Origin of the sequence: Xanthomonas sp. fls2-241-TYG-148 (assembly GCF_030208815.1) — a bacterium.
Lineage (GTDB): Bacteria > Pseudomonadota > Gammaproteobacteria > Xanthomonadales > Xanthomonadaceae > Xanthomonas > Xanthomonas campestris.
In genome coordinates, this window is the sequence record NZ_JARVTE010000009.1 from 28759 (window position 1) to 48639 (window position 19881).

A 19881-nucleotide genomic window follows, 5' to 3' on the forward strand; every position below is an offset into this window, starting at 1 on the left:
CGCTGTCACGCCATCGCCCCATGCTGCTGCTGATCGCCACCGCCGCAGTGTTGCTGGATCTGCTGCTGGGCGAACCCCGGCGCGCGCATCCGCTGGTGCTGTTCGGCGGCTGGGCGCAGCGCATCGAAGCGCGGCTGCACCGCGACACGCGCGCCGCCGGTGTGTTGGCCTGGTGCGTGGCGGTGCTGCCGTGGGCGGCCGGGGCCGCGCTTGTGCAGTTCGCGCTGTGGTGGTGGTCGGCCTGGGCCGGCGCGGCATTCGCGGCGGCGGCGCTGTATCTGGCACTCGGCCTGCGCAGCCTGGGCGAACATGCGGTGCCGGTGGCACAGGCGTTGCGCGCGGGCGACCTGCCTGCGGCGCGCGCGGCAGTGGGGCGCATCGTCAGCCGCGACACTGCTACCCTCGATGAGGCGCAAGTGGCCGCAGCCGCCACCGAATCGGTGCTGGAAAATGGCAGCGACGCGGTGTTTGCCGCGTTGTTCTGGGGCGTGCTGCTGGGCGCGCCGGGTGCGGTGCTGTATCGCCTGTCCAACACCCTGGATGCGATGTGGGGCTATCGCACGCCGCGCTATCAGCGCTTCGGCTGGGCGGCCGCGCGCATGGATGATGCGCTCAACTGGCTGCCGGCGCGCATGACCGCGCTCACCTACGCCGTGCTCGGGCAGACCCGTGCCGGTGTGCGTTGCGCGTGGCGGCAAGGGCGCGGCTGGAAGAGCCCCAACGCCGGCCCGGTGATGGCGGCGGGCGCCGGTGCGCTGCAGGTGCAACTGGGTGGCCCGGCGCCGTACCACGGGCAGTGGCAACACCGCCCGTCCCTGGGCGAGGGCGCTGCCGCCGATGCAGGCAGCGTGTTGCGTGCACTCTGGCTGGTCCGCGCTGGTGTGGCGCTGTGGCTGTTGCTGGCGGGCCTGGCAGCGGCGGTGCTGCGATGACCGCGTATTTCCAACGCGGTGTGCGATTGCATCTTCGCCATGCGTCCTGCACGTCGCCGTTGCGCTGGCCGGTGCACACAGCCGGTTGTGCGCCCGGCAAGCCGTGTTGCGATTCCCATTGGATGACTGGAGCCAAGCATGCTTGAACACGGTGGACGCCTGCGCCGCGCTGCGCAGAGCTACGGCATTGCGCTGGAACACTGGCTGGATCTGTCCACCGGCGTCAGCCCGTTCGCCTGGCCGGTGCCGGCCATTCCGGCGCAGCACTGGCAGCGCCTGCCCGAGGACGACGATGGCCTGGCCGCATCTGCCGCCGCCTATTACGGCGCGCCGCAGGTGCTTCCGGTGGCCGGCTCGCAGGCCGCGATCCAGGCACTGCCGACGCTGCGCGCACCCAGCCGCGTGGGCGTGCTGGCACCGGGCTACGCGGAGCACGCACAGGCCTGGCAGCGCGCCGGTCACACCGTGCTGCCGATGCCGGCACAGCCGCTGTTGCAGGCGGACGCGCACTGCGACGTCATCGTCTTGATCCATCCGAACAATCCCTGCGCCGACACCTTCGACAGCGCCACGCTGCTGCAGCTGCATGCGCGGCTGGCTGCACGTGGTGGCTGGCTGGTGGTAGACGAAGCCTTCATGGACGCCACGCCGCAGCACAGCCTGTGCGCACACACGCATTTGCCCGGGCTGGTGGTGTTGCGTTCGGTGGGCAAGTTCTTCGGCATGGCCGGGGCGCGTGCCGGATTCGTGTGTGCGCAGGCCACGTTGCTGGAGGCGCTGCGCGAGCAGCTCGGGCCATGGACGCTGGCCGGCCCCACGCGCTGGGCCGTGCAGCAGGCGTTGATGGATACGCACTGGCAGACGCAGGCGCGCGCACGCTTGCATAGTGCCTCGCAACGCCTGGCCGCGCTGTTGACCACGCACGGGCTGGTGCCAGCCGCGGGCACGGCGTTCTTCCAGTGGTGCCGCCGCGACGATGCGCCTGCACTGCACACCGCGCTGGCGCAGCGCGGCATTCTCACCCGCCTGTTCGAAACGCCCGCCAGCCTGCGCTTCGGGCTGCCGCCGGATGTCGCCGGCGAAGCGCGCCTGGCCGCTGCCCTGCAGGAACTGCAGGCATGAGTGCGCGCGTGCTGATGGTGCAGGGCTGCACCTCCGATGCGGGCAAGAGCACGTTGGTGGCCGCGCTGTGCCGCTGGCTGCATCGTCAAGGCGTTGCGGTGGCCCCTTTCAAGCCGCAGAACATGGCGCTCAATTCCGCGGTCACCGTGGATGGCGGCGAAATCGGCCGGGCCCAAGCAGTGCAGGCGCAGGCCTGCGGGTTGCCGCCACACACCGATTTCAACCCGGTGCTGCTCAAGCCCAACAGCGACACCGGCGCGCAGGTCATCGTGCACGGGCATCCGGTGGCCACGCTGGATGCGTTGGGGTACCACGCCTACAAACGCACTGCGCGCACGGCGGTGCTGGCCTCGCACGCGCGGCTGGTGGAACGCTTCGACGTGCTGCTGGTGGAAGGCGCCGGCAGCCCGGCGGAAATCAATCTGCGTGAACACGACATCGCCAATATGGGTTACGCCGAGGCGGTGGATTGCGCAGTGATCCTGATCGCCGACATCGACCGCGGCGGCGTGTTCGCCCATCTGGTCGGCACGCTGGCGTTGCTGTCGCCGAGCGAGCGCGCACGGGTGGCCGGTTTCGTGATCAATCGCTTCCGTGGCGACCTTGCGCTGCTGCAGCCCGGCCTGGACTGGCTGGAGCGCGAAACCGGCAAGCCGGTGCTCGGCGTGCTGCCGTATCTGCATGGCCTGCAGCTCGATGCCGAGGATGCGTTGCCGCGTGGCCCGGTGCACAAGCCGCAGGCGCGCCTGCGCGTGGCGGTGCCGGTGTTGCCGCGGATCAGCAACCACACCGATCTGGACGCCTTGCTGGCGCACCCGCAGGTGGACGTGCAGCTGATCGGGCCAGGCCAGTCAGCACCGCCGTGCGACCTGATCGTGCTGCCAGGCAGCAAGTCCACCCGCCAGGATCTGGCCTGGCTGCGCGCGCAGGGCTGGGAAGCGGCGATCGCGCGGCATCTGCGCTACGGCGGCAAGCTGCTCGGCATCTGCGGCGGCCTGCAGATGCTGGGCGAACAGGTGCACGACCCGCACGGCATCGAAGGCGCGCCCGGCAGCAGCGCCGGGCTGGGCTGGCTGGCACTGCAAACCGCATTGCAGCCGCACAAGCAATTGCACCGCGTCGGTGGCCGGCTGCTGCCCAGTGGCGCAGCGGTCAGCGGCTACGAAATCCATTGCGGCCTCAGCACCGGTACGGCGCTGGCGCGGCCGCTGCTGCAGCTGGACGATGGCCGTAGTGACGGTGCAGTGTCCGAGGATGGTCAGGTCATGGGCACCTATCTGCACGGCATCTTCGACCACCCCGCGGCGCTGGCCGCACTGCTCGCCTGGGCCGGGCTTGCCGACGCCGCACCGCTGGACCTGGCCAGCCTGCGCGAAGCCACGCTCGACCGCCTGGCCGACACCGTGCACGCCCATCTGGACATCGCCGCACTGACGCGGCTCACCCTGGGGGAGCCGGCATGCGCCAGTTGATCCTGGGCGGCGCGCGCTCGGGCAAGAGCGCGTTTGCCGAGCGCATTGCCGCCGCCTCCGGGCTGGAGGTGGTGTATCTGGCCACCGCGCAGGCCTTCGATGGCGAAATGGCCGTGCGCATCGCCCATCACCGTGGCAGCCGCCCGGCGCACTGGCAGTGCGTGGAAGAACCCATCGCGTTGGCCGCCACCCTGCAGGCGGTAGCCGCACCGGGCCGCTGCGTGCTGGTGGATTGCCTCACGCTGTGGCTGAGCAACCTGTTGGGCCACCCGGACAGCGCGGTGTTCGCACGTGAGCGCGAGGCGCTGCTGGCCACGCTGGGCCAGTTGCCCGGGCAACTTGTGCTGGTCAGCAACGAGGTGGGGCAGGGCATCGTGCCGCTGGGCGAACTGACGCGCCGGTTTGTCGACGAAGCCGGCCGGCTGCACCAGGCATTGGCGCTACAGTGCGAGCGGGTCGTGTTCGTGGTGGCCGGCCTGCCCATGGTGTTGAAAGGAGAGGCGGTGTGAGTATCGAGTGGATCCAGGGTGCCTGCGCGGTGCCGGATGCGCGGGTGCAGGCAGCGGCGCTGGCGCGGCAGGAGCAATTGACCAAGCCGCCCGGTGCGCTGGGTCGGCTGGAGCAACTGGCGGTGCAATTTGCCGCCTGGCAACGCAATGAACAACCCACCGTGCAACGCATCTGGATTGCGGTGTATGCCGCCGACCACGGCGTGGCCGCTGAAGGCGTGTCGATGTTTCCGCAGGCGGTGACCGGCGAGATGGTGCGCAACTTCGCGCGCGGCGGTGCGGCCATTGCGGTGCTGGCGCGCGAACTCGGCGCCCGGCTGGAAGTGGTGAACCTGGGCGTGGTCAACGACCCCGGCGAGTTGCCACGCGTCCGCCGCGCCTGGATCGCACCGGCGTGCGCCAATATCTGCGAGCAGGCGGCGATGACGCCGGCGCAATTGCGCGACGCATTGGCGGCCGGCGCAGAGAGCATCGCGCAGGCGCGCACCTGCGGCACGCAGCTGTTTGTTGGCGGCGAAATGGGCATCGGCAACAGCACCGCCGCTGCCGCGCTGAGCTGCGCGCTGCTCTCGCAATTTCCGCAGGCCATGGCCGGCGCCGGCACCGGCCTGGACGCCGAAGGCATTGCGCACAAGGCCACCGTGATCACCCGCGCGCTGGCCGTGCATGCCGACGCCGCCACACCGCTGGAGCGGCTGCGCCGGCTTGGTGGTTTTGAAATCGCCGCGCTGGTTGGGGCGTATATCGCGGCTGCTCAGGCCGGCATCCCGGTGCTGGTGGATGGCTTTATCAGCACGGCCGCGGCGCTGGTGGCGGTGCATTTGAATCCCGGCGTGCGCGAATGGCTGTTGTTCGGCCATCGCTCGCAGGAGCGCGGCCACGCCGCCTTGCTCCGCGCACTGGAGGCCGAGCCGCTGCTGCAACTGGACCTGCGCCTGGGCGAAGCCAGCGGCGCGGCGGTGGCCATCCCGCTGCTGCGCACCGCCTGCGCCCTGCACAACGGCATGGCGACCTTTGCCGAGGCGGGGGTCTCGGACGCATGAGCGCGCAGATCACCTTGCTGCGGCATGGCGACACTGGCCAGCGCAGCTATCGCGGACAGCTCGACGACCCGCTCACCGCCACCGGCTGGCAGCAGCTGCGCGATGCCACCGCCGCGGGCGAATGGGATGTGGTGGTGGCCTCCACGCTGCAGCGCTGCGCCTTGTTTGCTGCTGAATTCGCAACGGCGCGCGGCCTGCCGCTGCAGCTGGATCCCCGCCTGCGCGAATACCATTTTGGTCGCTGGCAGGGCGTACCGGTGGCCGAGATCGATCGCGATGAAGGCGCGGCACTGGGGCGCTTCTGGTCGGACCCGTTGCAGTATCCGCCACCGGAGGCCGAGCCCTTCGAGGCGTTCTGCGCGCGGCTGGCTGCGGCGCTGGATGCGATCGTTGCCACTTACCCTGCGCAGCGCGTGCTGGTGGTGACCCATGGCGGTGCGATCCGCGCGTTGCGCTGCCTGGTCGCGGGCGATGGCTTCGGCCACATGACCGAGCTGGCAGTGCCGCATGCCTCGCTGCATCCGCTGCGCTGGCCGCCGATGACTGCGGCCACCGCGCAGGCATGATCGATGGGCTGCTTGCGGCGGTGGGCTTCCTGACCCGCATTCCGGTGCCGGCCTGGGCATTTACCCGCCCCGGCGCGCAGGCGCGTTCGTTGCCGTGGTACCCGCTGGTCGGGCTGCTGCTGGGCGTCTTGCTGCTGGCGTTGGCGTGGTGCCTGCGCGGCGCCGCTCCGCTGCTGGCCGCCGCCATCGTGCTGAGCAGCTGGGTCTGGCTGACCGGCGCGCTGCACGTGGATGGGCTGGCCGACAGCACCGATGCCTGGGTTGGTGGCATGGGCGACCGCGCACGCACGCTGGCCATCATGAAGGACCCCACCAGCGGCCCGATGGCGGTGACGGCGGTGGTGGTGATGCTGTTGCTCAAGTGCGCCGCGCTGACGACGTTGTTGCCGGTTGCGCCAGCGGCGCTGTGGCTGGCGCCGCTGTTGGCGCGCGCCGCGGTGGTGGCGGCATTTGCGAGCACGCCGTATGTGCGCGCCGGCGGCCTGGGAAGCGCGCTGGCCGGCGCCAGCCGCACGGTCTGCGTGCTGGCCGTGGCCGCTGCAGTGGGGGTTGCCTGCGTGGCGGGCCCTGCACGTGCGGCGCTGGCCTGCGGAATCGCTGCGCTGGTGTTTGCGTTGTGGCGGCGCGCCTGCCTGCAACGGCTCGGTGGCATGACCGGCGACACCTGTGGCGCACTGATCGAACTCAGCGAGACCGCCGTGCTGGTAGGCCTGGCGGTGTACGCCGGCTAGGCGGTGCCATGTGGCGTGGTTGAGCACGCTGCCCGTTGGCATGCTGCGCAAGATCGGGACCGCACACGCCCGCGTGTTCGGCGATGCTGGGCGCACAGACGAGGACCCGCCCATGCATGACGCAGCCACCGCGCACCGCCACCGCAACGTCGAACGTGTCGTGGCCCATTTGCAGGACAGCATCCGCTCAGGCAGCCCGCTGCCGGATCTGGCCGCGCTGGCCGCGGTGGCGCACCAGTCGCCGCATCACTTCCACCGGGTCTACCGTGCGCTGGCGGGGGAAACGCTGGGCCAAACCACCGCCCGCCTGCGCCTGAGCCAGGCCGTGCATCTGCTCGGCGAGCCAGGCCGCAGCATTACCGACGTAGCGCTGGCAGTGGGCTACCAGACCCCGCAGGCGCTGGCGCGTGCGTTCCGCGCGCTGCTGCAGGTGAGCCCGAGCAGCCTGCGGCAGGCGCCGGCGATACGCGCCCAGACCCTGCAGCAGCTCGCCACGCCCGCGCTGGCACCGCACGCTGCGCCCGCGCCGCTGCAGGTCACCGTGCAATGGCTGGAGCCGCTGGAAGTGGTGGTGCTACGCCAGCGCGGCGCCTTCGATGACCTGGACCGTGGCTTTGGCCGCATCGCCGCCTGGGCCGAGCGTGCAGGCGTGATCGAGCACCTGCATGCACTGATCGGCGTGCCACTCAGCGACCACCGCGACGTGCCAGCGCAGCAGCATCTGTTCGAGTGCGGCATCGCCTTCGCCACCGCTGTTGCGCCGCCGGCGCCGCTGCACGTGCGTGTGCTCGGCGAGGGCGCACATGCCGTGCTGCGCCACACCGGCAGCTATGCCGGTCTGGAAGACGCGCTCGACCATCTGCTCGCCCAATGGCTACCCGGCAGCGGCCACGCACTGCGCGACGCACCGCTGCACTACCTCTACCTCGACGACCCCGAAACCGTGGCCGAAGCCGACTTGCGCGCCGACATCCGCGTGCCGGTGGTGGCGGTTGCCTGAGCGTGCACCGGCAAAAACACCCTCTGCGGTGGCGGGTGCATCAGGAACTGCTGATGCGAAATATTCCACGCATACGCACCCGCCAGCGGGAAGGCCAGGCAGTCGCCGTGGGCGAGCGCTGCAACGCGCTGATTGCGGGCCAGCACATCCTTGGGCGTGCAGAGCTGGCCGACCAGGGTGACCGGGGTATCGCGCAGCACCGGTGCGTGTGCGCCGCGCACCACCACGAACGGATGGTCGTGGCCTTGCGCGGCCGGCGTGCGGAAGTGATGGGTGCCGCCACGGGCAATCGCAAACCACGCGCCGTGGCTGCGCTTGATGTCCAGCACTTCCATCAGGTACCAGCCGCAGCTGGCGCTGACATAGCGGCCGGGTTCCAGGCGCAGTTGCAGGCCGTCGCCGTGCGCGTGCAGTACGGCGGGCAGGCCGGCGCAGAAGCCTGCCCAGTCGAACGAGGCCTCTGGCGTCAGATAGTCCACGCCGAAGCCGCCGCCGGCATTGACCAGCAGCGGGCCCAGGCCATGGCGCTGCCGCCAGTGCTGCACGGTGCGCAGATACGCCGCGATCAGGTGCAGCTGCGCGGCGGCATCGCGTTGGTGCGACATCAGGTGGAAATGGAAGCCGCGCAACTCCAGTGCCGGGCTGGCGCGTAGCTGCAGCAGCGCAGCATCCAGGTCGTCCGGGTCCAGCCCGAATGGCGATGGCTGGCCGCCCATCATCAAACGCGTGGTCTGTGCACCGGGCACGGCGATGTTCATGCGCAGGAACACCGGAATGCGCCGGCGGTCGGGCTGGGCGATCTGTCGCGCAATGGCCGCCAGCCGCTGCAATTCGCCAAGGCTTTCCACATGCACGGTGCAGTCGGGCAGGCGCACGGCCTGCGCCAGTTCGCTCTCCAGTTTCCCCGGCCCACCGAACAGCAACGCCGCATCCGGTTGCTGCTGGTGCAGCCAGGCGAGCTCGCCACCGGATGCGGCTTCGAAACCATCCACGTACGGCGCCAGCGTCTGCAGGATCTGCGATTCGGCATTGGCCTTGGCGGCGTAGAACAGCGTGCAGCCGGGCGGTAGCTGCGCACGCATCCACGCTGCATGCGCATCCAGTGCGGCCAGGTCGTAGACGTACGCACATAGCGGGGCGTCGCTGTGCGCACGTAAATGCGCCACCGCTGCGCGCACCGCCGTGGCATCGATCTGCAGACTCATGCGGCCACCTGTTGCACTGCATGCATTGGCGCGATGGGGTTGGGCAGTGCGGTGTAGTCCGATTGACGATCTGCACGTTGCAGCAGCCGCGTGCCCAGGTTGTTCTTGCCGGGCAGCGCTGCGCCGTCGATCAGGCCTTGCAGCGCCGGCTGCGCGCCATTGCGCTGCTGCCAGCGTGCGGCAATCTCGGCCACGCACTGCCACAGGCGTGCTTCCAGGACCGCGTCGCCATCGCTCAGGTGGAAGATCGCTTCGGCCAGATTGTTGACCAGCGCGCAGTAGGCCACGCGGTTCCAGGCCTGCTCGGGTGTGTAGTACAGCGACTGCCGTGCGCGCTCGCCCACGCCATGCAGGCGGGCCGCCGGCCAGCGTTGCGCGAGCAGCTTGGTGCCTTCCAGATCGCGGATCCACACGCGCGTGGGCCAGCCATCGCTGAAGCCGATCACGGTGTTCTGCAGATGCGGCTCCAATGCAATGCCGTGCTGGAACAGCGCACTCCACACGCCATCCAGCAGCAGCCCGGCATATGCGCGAAACCACAGCACGGTGGCGGTGTGCCGGTCCAGGCGGTGGACGCTGTGCGTACGCAGCGCAGCGGCGGCCACGCTGTGGCCCTGCGCATCGCTGGTGAACAGCGCGGCGGCTACTTGCGGGCGCCAGCGCGCACGTTGTGCGGCGGTGGGCGCCTGCCGATACAGGATGCCGAAGCTCTCGGCCAACGCACGCGTGGCCAGCGGATCTGCTGCGGCCAATGCCGGGTCGAACTGGGTGACATCCAGCGAAGTGGCGGCCGGCTCCAGCATCACGTCGAAGCCGGGCACCTGCGCGGCCAGGGCCTGCCAGCTCGGTGCCAGCAGATGCGTCAGCGCCACCGCGCTTTCCAGCTCATACCAGGCGTTCTTGCGCACGCAGTTGGTCAAGCGCACATGCACCGAACACTTGAGGAAATACGCCAGCGCCGGGTGGTACAGCGTGCGCACCGACGAGGTGGGCCGCAGTGGCTCGCCCAACACGCCGACAGGTGTGATCGCGCCGCGTGCCTGCAATTCCTGCAGCAGTGGATCATCGCGCAGGCGTTGCACTTCCCACGGGTGGCAGGGGTATAGATCGGCGTGGCCGCTGAGCTGTTGCAAGGTGGCACGCACATCGCGGCCTTGCACGCGCAGCAGCCGCGGGTCGATGCGGAACCAGTACAACGCAAACGCCACACGTGCTTCCGGTGCGCAGGCCAGGACCTGCGCCAGCGCCACACCTTCGCGGCTTTTGGGCGTGGGGTGCAGTGCGTGGCCCCACAGCAAGGCCTGCTCGGCATCGATCAACGCATCGCCGCTGGGCGTGGCGGCCTGTGCCTGGCGCAGTAACGCGGCGGTGATTGCCACGCTGTTGTCGCTTTGCGACAACAGTTCCGGGTTGACCGCATGCGTGCTGCCCAGCGCCTGTAGCAGACTGCGCGCCAATGCATGCGCGTCCAGGCTTTGCCAGGGCTGCCCGGCGGCCTTGAGGAACGGGGTGGACACGAACCGGCAGCGGCCCAGCCGGTCGGCATGGGCAATGCGCACGCACAGCACGCCCGCGTCCCCCAATGCGATCCGCAGCCAGCGATCGTCTGCGCTGCGTGCGCCGGGACGATCCGGGCCGGTGTAGTCGAAGTCGGCAGTGCCACGCGGGATGGCGAACTCGCGCAGGTAGCAATTCAACCAGCAGGCGCAGGCCTGTGCATCGGCCATGCTGTCGAACCAGGGGTCAGGCATCGTGTGCGGCGACATCGGCAGTTCTCCTCGACGGAAAGCGCACCAGGACGGTGAGCGCAGCAGCGGCGGCCGCCAGGGCGGCGGCCAGGAACGGTGTGGTCGGGCCCCAGCGCTGGGTCAGCGCACCGGCGGCGACGCCGGCCAGCACGCCGGCCCATTTGCCGCAGGCATCGAAGCGGCCGAACAGACGCCCGGCGCCCTGGCCAGTGGCCACGGCAGCCAGGCTGCGGTTGAGCCCACGCAGGCCGAACAACATGCCCAGCCCGAACAGCAGGCGCGCACCCGCCATGGCCACGGTGCCGTCGAGAAATGCCTGCCATGCGCAGGCCAGTGCAAACAGCAGCAAGCCAGGCACCAGCCAGGCCGCGCCATCGCCGCGCCGCCACCACGGCAGCACCACCAGATAGACCAGATGCGGCAGGCTGTAGAGCAGGCCAGCCAACGCGTCGTCCCCGGCACCGCGCGCCAGCGCATACGGAATGAAATACGGAAACGTCACAACCATCGCGAAGCAGAACAGGAACTGCGCCACCATCAATGCCGGCCAATTCGCGCTGGCCATGGAGGGCAGTGCCTGGGTGGCGCGTGGCGATGCGGTGCGCGGGCTGTGGGCGGGTGGAGCCGGTTGGTCGGCCGGCAAGCGCCAGGTCAGCGCGAAGGCCACCAGCGGCAGTAGCGCCAACGCGCGGTACAAGGCTTGCGCCGGCCCCAGCGCCACCGCAAGCCCGAGCAAGGCCGGCGCACTGACCATCGCCAACCGTGCCGAGTACTGGGTCCAGTCCAGTGCACGCGCCAATGGCCCAGCCTGCGGCTGGCTGGCCAGGTACGCGTTGGCCGCCGCCAATGAGCCGCCGCAGGTGCCCTGCACGATCAGCCCGACCACCAGCCAGGGCAGGGTGGGTGCGAAGCCGGCGATTGCAAAGCCCAGCGCCAGCCCGAGTTGGGCACGCAGCAGCGAACGCTTGCGTCCATACCGATCGGCCAGCCGCCCCCAGGTGCTCGCGGTGAGTGCGGTGCACAGGGTTGGCAGCACATACAGCACGCCGCTCCAACCGATTGCCGCCGACGGTGCCAGTTCGGCCAGCACCTGCGGCAGAAACAGCGGCATGCCCAGTGCGGTGAAGGCGGCCAGGTAATGCGCAGCCAGCACCGGGCCGAGGATGCGCGTCATCGCTGCGCCACCCGCTGGCGCAGTGCCGCGTCCTCGGTATCGGCAAAGGCCGCGCCGAACGGGTTGGGTGCGCTGTCGCCGTAGAACTTGTTGATATCGCGTGCTCCGGTGTGCTGTTTGCTCAGCAGGCTGCCGGCGCTGAGCAGGTACTTCACCGGTAGCTGCGGTGCGGCGAGCAAGCGCCGCGCCGGTGCGGTGTCGATGCGCTCGGCGTCCAGCTGCGCCAGCGTCTGCGCCAGTTGCGCCTGCAGCTGCGCATACAGCGGTGCCCGCAACGCGGGTTGCCATTCGGCCAGGCCCTCGAGCACGGCCTGCAGATCCAGCTGCAACACGATCGTGCAGAACATCTGCGCCAGTGCCTGCGCATCGTCCACTGCAATGCGTGCATCGTGCAGCGGGCCGAGCGTGTCGATCTCGGGCAGCTGCGCGCGCAGCTGCGGCAGCGCGATGCGTGCGGCATCGTTGTCCTTCATCAGCAGGCGTGTGGGCTGGCCGGGCGCATACACCAGCACGCTGTTTTGCTGGTTGGCTTCCAGCGCGATGCCATAGCGCAGCCATAGCCGCAGATGCACGGCAAGCAGCAGTTCGGTGTAGTCGCGCCACCAGGCCAGCAGGTCGCCACCGCTGAACGTCTCAGCCAGATGGATCGCCATCGGCCGGCCATCGGGCATCAGGGCGCACAGCGCAGCCACGGGCACCAGGGTGGCGGTGTCCAGCGGTGGGTAGCGCCGCAACAGGTAGGCCAGATGCCGGGTCTGCCCGACGTGCCCACCGTGGGATTCGTCAACGAACACGCAGCGCCCGCGCAGGGCGGCGTCGTGCGCATCGATGCGACGCAGCGCCTGCTCCAGCCAATGGCCGTCGTACAACGTGGAGGGCTTGATCAGGCGCAGGTTCAATGCGCCGAGCGTGCGCATCGGGATCGGCAGTTTGAGATGCAGGTGCGGATGCTGCAGCGGCACCAGCGTGCGCACCGACAGCGTCGGGCGCACCGGCAGGTACGTCAGCGGTGCACGCACGCTACCGGCAGGAAGTGCAAACCCGTCCTGTTCCAGCCGCGCCCACACCAGCGGATGCACTGGCCAGAGCTGGTGTGTCTGCGCGAGTTCGGCCGGCAACCCCACGCGTGCAAGGTCCGGCCATAGGTCCGCAGGCTGCGTGCTGGTGCAACTCACCTCCGCCTGCGGAATGGCCAGCCAATGCAGCGCGAAGGTTGGTGCGAATTCCGGTGCATAGGCGCGCAGTTCGGCGGGCGCCAAGCCGGCCTTGGCGCGTGCGGTGGGATAGAACGGGTGGTCGCGGTAGCTGGCCAGCTGGTCGCAGCGGTACGCGCGCTCGGCTGCATCCGCTGCGTGCAGGGCCTGCGCCAGGTCCGGTGCCTGGGCGGCATACGCGTCGCGTGCCAGGCCGCGATGTGCGGCGGCGCACGCGGCTTCATCGGCGTAGGCACGGTGCAACTGTTGCGTGTCCGGATCCAGCCCCTGGCTGAGGCGTTGCAGCCAGGCGGCCGCGCCGTGTTCCAGCTGCACCGCCGTGCCGCGCTGCACCAGCCAGCGATCGGTGCACGCGCTGATCCGCTGCAGATAACCCCCGTGGTGAATCGGTAGCCATACGGTGCCATCGGGCAGGTGTGTGATGCGCCACCACTGGGTGGGCGGCTGCGGCGCGGCCCAGTGCGCCAGCAGCGCGGCATCGGGCGTGGCCGCGTTGCCGCGGCTGGCGATGCCGCACAGATCTTCGCGCAGGCAGGCATCGATGATGCGCGTGGTGATGTAGTGCTGATCAGTCGCGTTGCTCATGCGCGCAACTCCGGTGGGTCGATCCGCCACTGCAGGCCGGCTTCGGCCTGTTGCACGGCCTGCTGCAGTGCATCGGCATCGCGCGCCAGTGCGCTCAGCACACCGAGGTAATCCTTGTTGGAATGGCTGAGCCGGATCTGCTCGCCGGGCACGCGCATGCGGCGGTACTGCACATCGCTGTGTACGCTGCGGTGGTGGCGGTCGTCGCTGGCACTGACCAGCTCGCCGGCATGTTCGGCCACGTAATAGCGCAACAAGGCGTGCGTGCGCTTGCTGTGCAGCGGTGGCAGCGGCTGGCCCAGATGCGGTGCCAGCGCGGCGGCAAACCACTGCTGGCCGAACATTGCATCGAGCAGGAATTCGCGCCGGTCGCCGATGCTGCGGTAGTTGATCTCCACCAGCACTGGCCCGTCGCGGGTCAGGATGAATTCGCTATGGCATAGCCCGAAGCCCACGCCGAATGCACGCAATTGCGCCAACGCCTGCGCGATCACCGGCGTGTCCACCTGCGCGTCCCACTGCGCCTCGCATTCGACAAAATGCGGCGGCGGCGACAGCCGCACCTTGAACCCGCCAATGGCCTGCAGGTGCTGCCCGTCGCCCAGCGTTTCCAGCGTGAAAAGGTCACCTTCCAGCAAGCCTTCCAGCAACACCGTGCGTTGCGGGTGGCGTTGCCACACATCGTCCAGATACGCCTGCAATTGCGCGGCATCGGCGCACTGGCGCACATCCAGGCTGGCCACGCCCTCGCGCGGTTTGGCCACCACCGGCCACGGGATCTGCGCAGGCAAGGCCGCGCCCGGCGCCAGCGTGCAAAACCAGGGCGATGGCAGCCCACGCGCCTGCAGGCGCTGGCGCATCGCCGCCTTGTTCTTGGCGGCGTAGCACACCTGCCAGTCCTTGCCGGGCAGCCCCAGGCCGGCAGCCACCAGCGCGGTGCTGGTCTGCAGGTGATCGCTGTTGCTGAACACCGCACGTGGGCGCACGCCGGCGTCGTGCAGCACGTCCAGCACGCCCAGCGGATTGAACACATCGCAGGCGATCACCCGCTGCGGCGCGTGCGCTGGGTGCGCGTTGAAGTGCGCAAGATGCTCCAGGCGATGGTCGGTCAGCAGCCACACCGGCAGACCCTGCGCGTGTGCTGCAGGCAGGAAGCCATCGGTGATTGCCGGGTGGCAAACGTGGGTCAGGATCACCAGCGGTGCATCGGGTGTTGCGTTCATGGCAGCTCTCGTTCGACAGGACGGTGGGTCAACCGGTGTAGAGCGGGCTGCCTGGCGTCGCACACGCGACACGGGGTGGCCTACGACGCAGCAGGTCGCATCGCCGCAGCGCGGCGCGGAGTGCGCTTCATGCGCACTGTCTTCGGTAGTGCGGCAGCGTGATGCGGCTGCCGCGTGGCGCAACTCAGAACGTGTATTCGAGTCCTGCAGTCACGGTGCGCCCGGGCGCAGCCTGGCGGCCCCAGGGGCTGGTATCCACGCCGCGGAACCAGTACTGCCGGTCGAACACGTTGTTGATCGCCAACGACGCACTCAGCTTCTGCCCGCCGCGTTCCAGCAAGGTGTGGCTCACTTGCGTATTCCACACCCAGTACGACGGCAGTTCGCCAACCGAGGCAATGGCATTTTCCTGCACCGTGTTGGCGGCATCGCTATAGGCCTTGCTGAAGTAGTAACTCGACAGCGCGACAGTGGTATGACCGAGCGCGTAGGTGCCGCCCAGCGTGATCTGGTTACGCGAGGTGTAAGGCACACGCAGGCCATCGAACGCACCCGATTCCTGCCGTGCATCCAGATACGCGTAGCCGGCGTTGAGGGTCAGCGCACGCAGTTGCTCCGGGCTCCATTGCAGTTCCAGCTCGCCACCTTGATGGCGTGTCTTGCCGAGGTTGCGGAACACCCGCGTGGTGTTGTCCAACTGGATCTGCTGATCGAAATCAATGAGGTAGGCGCCCACCTGGATGCGGGTGCGCTCATTGGGTTGATAGCGTGTACCGAGCTCGTAATTCCAGGCCAGCTCCGCGTCCAGATTGTTGCCGAAGATGATCTGGGTCACCTGCGGCGCACGCATCGAGCGTTGCCCGTCCGCATACACGAACCACTGGTCGTTGGCCTGGAAGCCAACCGTCAGGCCCGGCAGCACATCGCGGGTCTGGTTGAGCGTACTCACGCCGGTGGTGCGGTTGAAATAGCGCGAATCCAGTCGCTCGTAGCGCAGGCCCGGGGTGATGGTCAGGCGTGCATCCGGCAGCGTGATCGCGTTGCTGACATAGGCCGCCAACGCACGGTCTTCGAACTGCCAATCGCGCACGCTGGTGAACAGGCCATCGCGCAGGCGCAGATTGCCGACCAGAAAATCGATGTCTTCATGCACCGCGCGCACGCCGGCGGTCCATTGTTGCTGCACGCCGCCGGCATCGCCCATGCGCCAGGTCAGGCGCGGCTCACTGCCGACCACACGAAAATCACGCGGCGCCGTCTGGCGCAGTTGCGGTGGCAGATCCGAACGCCAGGTTTCGGTGGCAGCCTGGCGCATGCCGACAATGAAGTTGCGGCTGCTGCGCGCGCTGAAGTTGGTCCATGACAGCCGCACGTCCTGCAGCGGGCCCCAGTCGCCAAACACCTGCTCGTAGCTCAACGACGCGCGCGTAGTGCGGCCGTTGAAACTGTCCAGCGGCCGAGTGGATTGGCGTGGATCGCGGCGGTAATCGTCCGGGCTCAGCGCGCCGGCCAGATCCATGTCCACCAGATACCGCTGCACGCTGGCCTTGAGTAGCTTGGTGTCGTCGATCCACCACTCCGCACGCACGCGCAGGTTGCTGATGTCGGTGTCGCTGTGCGTGCGCCAGTACTCGCCGTAGGTGCGGTTGGCATCCACCTGCAGGCCAACGTTGTCGGTGACGTAGCCACCGCTGCTCAGCGCGCTGTCCTGCAGGAACTGGCCCTGGCCACCGGCGGTGATCTTGTGCGCCAGGGTGGTGGTCCAGTCGCTGGGAATCTCCTTGCTGACCAGGTTGATCACGCCGCCCACATTGTTGGGCCCGTATTGCACGGCCGCGCCGCCGCGCACGATGTCGATGCGGTCGATCTGGTTCAAGCCCACCGGGAACAGCGACAGGCTGGTTTGCCCGTACGGCGCCAGTGCGAGCGGAATGCCGTCTTCCAGCACCTGCACGCGCCCGCTGCGGCTTTCGTACAGGCCGCGCAGCATGATTTGCGGCAGGGCGCCGGTGCCGGTTTCGTCGAAGATCTTGATGCCGGGCACGCGCTGCAGGGCATCGTCCAATGAGCGATTGCCGCCGTTGCGCAGTTGTTCGCGGTCGATCACCTGGCGGCTGCCGGCGTAGCGCTGCACGTCTTCGGGCTTGGAGCGGCCCAGCAGGCTGCCTTGCACCTGCACCGCATCGAGCGCGCGAATCGAAGTGTCGGTCTCAACCGCAGTGCCGTCGGTCTCGCCGGCCTGCGCCAGCGGTGCAGCGCTCAAGGTGGTGGCGGCGATGGCAATGGCCAGGGCGTGGAAACGGAACGTCGGCATCTACGGCGTGCTCCTGCAGGCGGGTGATGAAAGGGGTGCGGCAAAGGTGGTCAACTGGGCGCGAAATGCGCGTTGGATCAGGGCACGGTCTTCGCCGGCAAGCAGCCAGCGCAGATCCGGTTGCTGCAGCCAGTGCGTGCGTTGCGCGTCGGTACGTGGGTTGGGGCAGAACGGCACCGCAGCGCTGCGGCATTGCGCGTCCATTTGCAGCAGCAAGGCCCACACCTGTGGATGCGTGGGCTGCGGCCCAAGGCCCAGATCCAGCGCAAGATCGAGCGCGCCTTCCATCACCAGCGCCACGCCGGGCACGGCCAGAATCTGCGGCAACGCCGCAATGCCGGCCGCGCTTTCGATCATCGGCACGATGCGGATGTCGCGGTTGGCCTGCGCGATATAGGTGGGCAGATCGACGTTGCCGAAGCCGGTGACGCGGCCGCCGGTGATGCCGCGCCGGCCCAGCGGCGGAAAGCGTGCCGCGGCAATCGCCTCAGCGATCTGCGCAGCCGATTCGGCGCGCGGAATCACGATGCCACGTGCACCTGCATCCAGCACGCGGCCGATCAGTTTCTCGTCCACCTCCGGCACCCGCACCCAGGCCTCACAACCGGACAACTCGCAGGCGCGGATGGCGTGTTCCAGTTCGTCTGGCGCGCGCAGCACGTGTTCCAGGTCCAGCACCACAAACCCGTAGCCGATGCGGCCCAGCAGTTCGCATAGCTGCACGCTCGGCAGTGCATTCAGAACGCCCACATGCAGTGACATGGATGAGTCCGCCAAGAGAACGGGCGCTCATCCTGCGCTTGATGGGAATGATTATCAAGTGTGTTGAAGGGCGTTTTTCTGGGTCGCGAGTCGCATTTCCGCATGGCGGCGCATTGGAACTCGCACGGCAAAACGCCCGCCTACAGTGCGTGTTGGCGGGCGTCTTTTTGAAAGGCGACGTGTTGTCGCCAATTACGACGCGGGCACACGCAATGCGCGATACGGCGGGGTGGACATCACCATCTCGGCCAGCGAGTACGCCAGCTCGCGTTCGGCCAATACTGCGCCGTCGGCGCCGTGTTCGAGCAGGTGCTTCACTTCTGCATCGCTGTGCGCGCGGGCCAGCAAGGTCAGTGACGGGTTGAGTGCGCGCAGTTTGGCCAGCGCTTCGCCGGCTTCCAACGGCTGCGGGATGGCCAGGATCGCAATCTTGGCCTGCTCCGGGCGTGCTTCGGCCAGCACGCGGTCGGCCGCGGCGCTGCCACGGATGCCCGGGATGCCGGCCGCGTGCGCCTTGGCCACGTGGTCGCCGTTGTCGTCGATCACCAGTACCGGCACGCCGCGGCTGCGCAGCAGTTGCGCCAGCGCGCTGCCTACGCGGCCATAGCCGATCACGATGGCGTGGCCGTCCAGTTGCAGCGGCGGGCCGGGCGGCAGTTCCGGCTCCACCGTCGCCGGGGCGTCTTGGGCCTGCTTGGCCTGCCAACGGTCCAACCACGAGAACAGGAACGGGTTGGCCACGATCGACAGCAAGGCGCCAGCCAGGATCAGGTCGCGCCCGGTTTCAGGCAGGATCGCCAACTGCACGCCGAGCCCGGCCAGGATGAAAGAAAATTCGCCGATCTGCGCCAGGCTGGTGGAAATGGTGAGCGCGGTGCCGGTGGGGTGGCCGAAAGCGCGCACGATCACGAACGCCGCCAGCGACTTGCCAACGGTCACGGTCAGGAAGGTGGCCAGCACCTGCCAGGGATGGGCGATCAGGATCATCGGGTCGAACAACATGCCCACCGATACGAAGAACAGCACCGCGAATGCATCGCGCAGCGGCAGCGAATCGCTGGCCGCCTTATGGCTGAGCTCGGACTCCTTGAGCAACATGCCGGCGAAGAACGCCCCCAGCGCGAACGACACGCCGAACAACTTCGCCGACCCGAACGCCACGCCCAGCGCAATGCCGAGCACGGCCAGGGTGAATAATTCGCGCGAGCCGGTGGCGGCAACTTTTTCCAGCGACCATGGGATCACCCGGCGCCCAACCACCAGCATCACCGCGACGAAGGCCACCATCTTCAGCAGCGTCCAGCCCAGTGCGGCCAGTAGCGATGTGGACTCGCCGGCATGTTCGGCAGCGCCGGCGCTGCCGCCGAGCACATTGGCGAGCGCCGGCAGCAGCACCAACGCGATCACCATCACCAGGTCTTCGACAATCAACCAGCCCACTGCGATCCGGCCGCGCTGGGTTTCCAGCAGGCGGCGTTCTTCCAGCGCACGCAGCAGGACCACGGTGCTCGCCACCGACAAGGCCAGGCCGAACACCAGCCCCTGCATCAGCGGCCAGCCCATGCTCCATGCCAACGCCCAACCCAGCAGTGTGGCCACCACGATCTGCGCCAGCGCACCGGGCACCGCGATCCACTTCACTTCCATCAGGTCGTCGAGCGAGAAGTGCAGGCCCACACCGAACATCAGCAGCATCACGCCCAGCTCGGAGAGCTGGTTGGCCATGGTCTGGTCGGCCACGAAGCCCGGCGTAAATGGCCCGACGCACACGCCGGCCAATAAATAGCCAACCAGCGGCGAGAGCTTGACCTTTTGTGCGAGCGTGCCCAGCACGAAGGCGACCGCGAGGCCGACGGCAATGATGTCGATGAGGCTGGTGTCGTGATGCATTCCAATCCGTTGTGAGAGTGTCCGGGAGACGGCGAGTTGCAGCCAGCCAACGGCACTGCGCCGGGCATCGCCTGCGGGCATGCAACCTGTTTGCTGGAGTCCGGCGCGAGGGGAACAGGACCGCGGGGCGGTCCGGTTGGCCGGACGCCAATAGTACACAGCGCTCGATTAACGCGATGCGACACGCGTGGAGGTCTTTGCGTGGCTGCTGGCGGCGTGTGCGGCGGCAAGCAGCTAGTGCACGCATCGCGTGGTCATCGTGGCGTGCTGATGCGCGCAGATGCAGATGCCGGCGCGGGCACTCGGCACTGCTTGCGTGCGTGTGGCGCAGCCTGGGCTGTTCACCCACCGTGATGCGATGAGGCAGCGGCGAAGCGGGAATCGCGTAGGC

The 19881-nt window shown here is 68.6% G+C and carries 16 protein-coding genes; 8 read left to right on the top strand and 8 right to left on the bottom strand.

Annotated features, from left to right (window positions below):
• Positions 1–20: 20 nt before the first annotated feature.
• The 8 genes from cbiB (at position 21) to QRM60_RS10940 (ending at position 7375) form a co-directional block, all read left to right on the top strand.
• Complete coding sequence (cbiB, locus tag QRM60_RS10905) at positions 21–932, top strand: adenosylcobinamide-phosphate synthase CbiB (RefSeq protein WP_285446202.1); 912 nt, start codon at positions 21–23, stop codon at positions 930–932.
• A gap of 138 nt (positions 933–1070) precedes the next feature.
• Positions 1071–2054, top strand: a complete 984-nt coding sequence (gene cobD, locus QRM60_RS10910; RefSeq protein WP_285446203.1) for a threonine-phosphate decarboxylase CobD — start codon at positions 1071–1073, stop codon at positions 2052–2054.
• Positions 2051–3526 carry a cobyric acid synthase gene (locus QRM60_RS10915; protein ID WP_285446204.1) on the top strand — a complete coding sequence of 492 codons (1476 nt, stop codon included), beginning with the start codon at positions 2051–2053 and terminating at the stop codon, positions 3524–3526. The genes cobD and QRM60_RS10915 overlap by 4 nt, the downstream gene beginning before the upstream one ends.
• Positions 3514–4035, top strand: a complete 522-nt coding sequence (gene cobU, locus QRM60_RS10920) for a bifunctional adenosylcobinamide kinase/adenosylcobinamide-phosphate guanylyltransferase (RefSeq protein WP_014508665.1) — start codon at positions 3514–3516, stop codon at positions 4033–4035. The genes QRM60_RS10915 and cobU overlap by 13 nt, the downstream gene beginning before the upstream one ends.
• Positions 4032–5078 carry a nicotinate-nucleotide--dimethylbenzimidazole phosphoribosyltransferase gene (cobT, locus tag QRM60_RS10925; RefSeq protein WP_014508664.1) on the top strand — a complete coding sequence of 349 codons (1047 nt, stop codon included), beginning with the start codon at positions 4032–4034 and terminating at the stop codon, positions 5076–5078. The genes cobU and cobT overlap by 4 nt, the downstream gene beginning before the upstream one ends.
• Positions 5075–5644 carry a histidine phosphatase family protein gene (locus tag QRM60_RS10930; RefSeq protein ID WP_228418300.1) on the top strand — a complete coding sequence of 190 codons (570 nt, stop codon included), beginning with the start codon at positions 5075–5077 and terminating at the stop codon, positions 5642–5644. The genes cobT and QRM60_RS10930 overlap by 4 nt, the downstream gene beginning before the upstream one ends.
• A complete protein-coding gene (locus QRM60_RS10935) occupies positions 5641–6375 on the top strand; it encodes an adenosylcobinamide-GDP ribazoletransferase (protein WP_285446205.1) in 735 nt (244 codons plus the stop codon). The genes QRM60_RS10930 and QRM60_RS10935 overlap by 4 nt, the downstream gene beginning before the upstream one ends.
• Positions 6376–6487: 112 nt before the next feature.
• Positions 6488–7375, top strand: coding sequence for an AraC family transcriptional regulator (locus QRM60_RS10940; RefSeq protein ID WP_285446206.1), 888 nt, complete (start codon positions 6488–6490; stop codon positions 7373–7375).
• Here the strand turns inward: QRM60_RS10940 and QRM60_RS10945 are convergent.
• From QRM60_RS10945 to ybaL, 8 genes are all read right to left on the bottom strand, one after another.
• On the bottom strand, positions 7297–8580 hold the full coding sequence (locus QRM60_RS10945; protein ID WP_285446207.1) for a type III PLP-dependent enzyme: 1284 nt from the start codon (positions 8578–8580) through the stop codon (positions 7297–7299). The genes QRM60_RS10940 and QRM60_RS10945 overlap by 79 nt on opposite strands.
• Positions 8577–10346, bottom strand: a complete 1770-nt coding sequence (locus QRM60_RS10950; RefSeq protein WP_285446208.1) for an IucA/IucC family protein — start codon at positions 10344–10346, stop codon at positions 8577–8579. Before QRM60_RS10950 ends, QRM60_RS10945 begins: the two co-directional genes overlap by 4 nt.
• Positions 10324–11502 carry an MFS transporter gene (locus tag QRM60_RS10955; RefSeq protein ID WP_285446209.1) on the bottom strand — a complete coding sequence of 393 codons (1179 nt, stop codon included), beginning with the start codon at positions 11500–11502 and terminating at the stop codon, positions 10324–10326. Before QRM60_RS10955 ends, QRM60_RS10950 begins: the two co-directional genes overlap by 23 nt.
• Complete coding sequence (locus QRM60_RS10960) at positions 11499–13301, bottom strand: IucA/IucC family protein (protein WP_285446210.1); 1803 nt, start codon at positions 13299–13301, stop codon at positions 11499–11501. Before QRM60_RS10960 ends, QRM60_RS10955 begins: the two co-directional genes overlap by 4 nt.
• Entirely contained in the window at positions 13298–14524 is a 1227-nt protein-coding gene (locus tag QRM60_RS10965; protein WP_285446211.1) for a siderophore biosynthesis protein PvsA, read from the bottom strand. Before QRM60_RS10965 ends, QRM60_RS10960 begins: the two co-directional genes overlap by 4 nt.
• Positions 14525–14708: 184 nt before the next feature.
• Positions 14709–16838, bottom strand: a complete 2130-nt coding sequence (locus QRM60_RS10970; protein ID WP_285446212.1) for a TonB-dependent siderophore receptor — start codon at positions 16836–16838, stop codon at positions 14709–14711.
• Positions 16839–17600, bottom strand: a complete 762-nt coding sequence (locus QRM60_RS10975; protein ID WP_228443323.1) for an aldolase/citrate lyase family protein — start codon at positions 17598–17600, stop codon at positions 16839–16841.
• 192 nt (positions 17601–17792) lie between these two features.
• Positions 17793–19490, bottom strand: coding sequence for a YbaL family putative K(+) efflux transporter (ybaL, locus tag QRM60_RS10980; RefSeq protein WP_014508649.1), 1698 nt, complete (start codon positions 19488–19490; stop codon positions 17793–17795).
• Between the last annotated feature and the right edge of the window lie 391 nt (positions 19491–19881).

Coding starts and splice junctions, on each gene's coding strand:
- QRM60_RS10955 (WP_285446209.1), bottom strand. CDS start 11,502: ATGACGCGCATCCTCGGCCCGGTGCTGGCTGCGCATTACCTGGCCGCC.
- QRM60_RS10935 (WP_285446205.1), top strand. CDS start 5,641: ATGATCGATGGGCTGCTTGCGGCGGTGGGCTTCCTGACCCGCATTCCG.
- QRM60_RS10965 (WP_285446211.1), bottom strand. CDS start 14,524: ATGAACGCAACACCCGATGCACCGCTGGTGATCCTGACCCACGTTTGC.
- QRM60_RS10950 (WP_285446208.1), bottom strand. CDS start 10,346: ATGTCGCCGCACACGATGCCTGACCCCTGGTTCGACAGCATGGCCGAT.
- cbiB (WP_285446202.1), top strand. CDS start 21: ATGCTGCTGCTGATCGCCACCGCCGCAGTGTTGCTGGATCTGCTGCTG.
- QRM60_RS10930 (WP_228418300.1), top strand. CDS start 5,075: ATGAGCGCGCAGATCACCTTGCTGCGGCATGGCGACACTGGCCAGCGC.
- QRM60_RS10940 (WP_285446206.1), top strand. CDS start 6,488: ATGCATGACGCAGCCACCGCGCACCGCCACCGCAACGTCGAACGTGTC.
- cobD (WP_285446203.1), top strand. CDS start 1,071: ATGCTTGAACACGGTGGACGCCTGCGCCGCGCTGCGCAGAGCTACGGC.
- QRM60_RS10960 (WP_285446210.1), bottom strand. CDS start 13,301: ATGAGCAACGCGACTGATCAGCACTACATCACCACGCGCATCATCGAT.
- QRM60_RS10945 (WP_285446207.1), bottom strand. CDS start 8,580: ATGAGTCTGCAGATCGATGCCACGGCGGTGCGCGCAGCGGTGGCGCAT.
- QRM60_RS10970 (WP_285446212.1), bottom strand. CDS start 16,838: ATGCCGACGTTCCGTTTCCACGCCCTGGCCATTGCCATCGCCGCCACC.
- ybaL (WP_014508649.1), bottom strand. CDS start 19,490: ATGCATCACGACACCAGCCTCATCGACATCATTGCCGTCGGCCTCGCG.
- QRM60_RS10915 (WP_285446204.1), top strand. CDS start 2,051: ATGAGTGCGCGCGTGCTGATGGTGCAGGGCTGCACCTCCGATGCGGGC.
- QRM60_RS10975 (WP_228443323.1), bottom strand. CDS start 17,600: ATGTCACTGCATGTGGGCGTTCTGAATGCACTGCCGAGCGTGCAGCTA.
- cobU (WP_014508665.1), top strand. CDS start 3,514: ATGCGCCAGTTGATCCTGGGCGGCGCGCGCTCGGGCAAGAGCGCGTTT.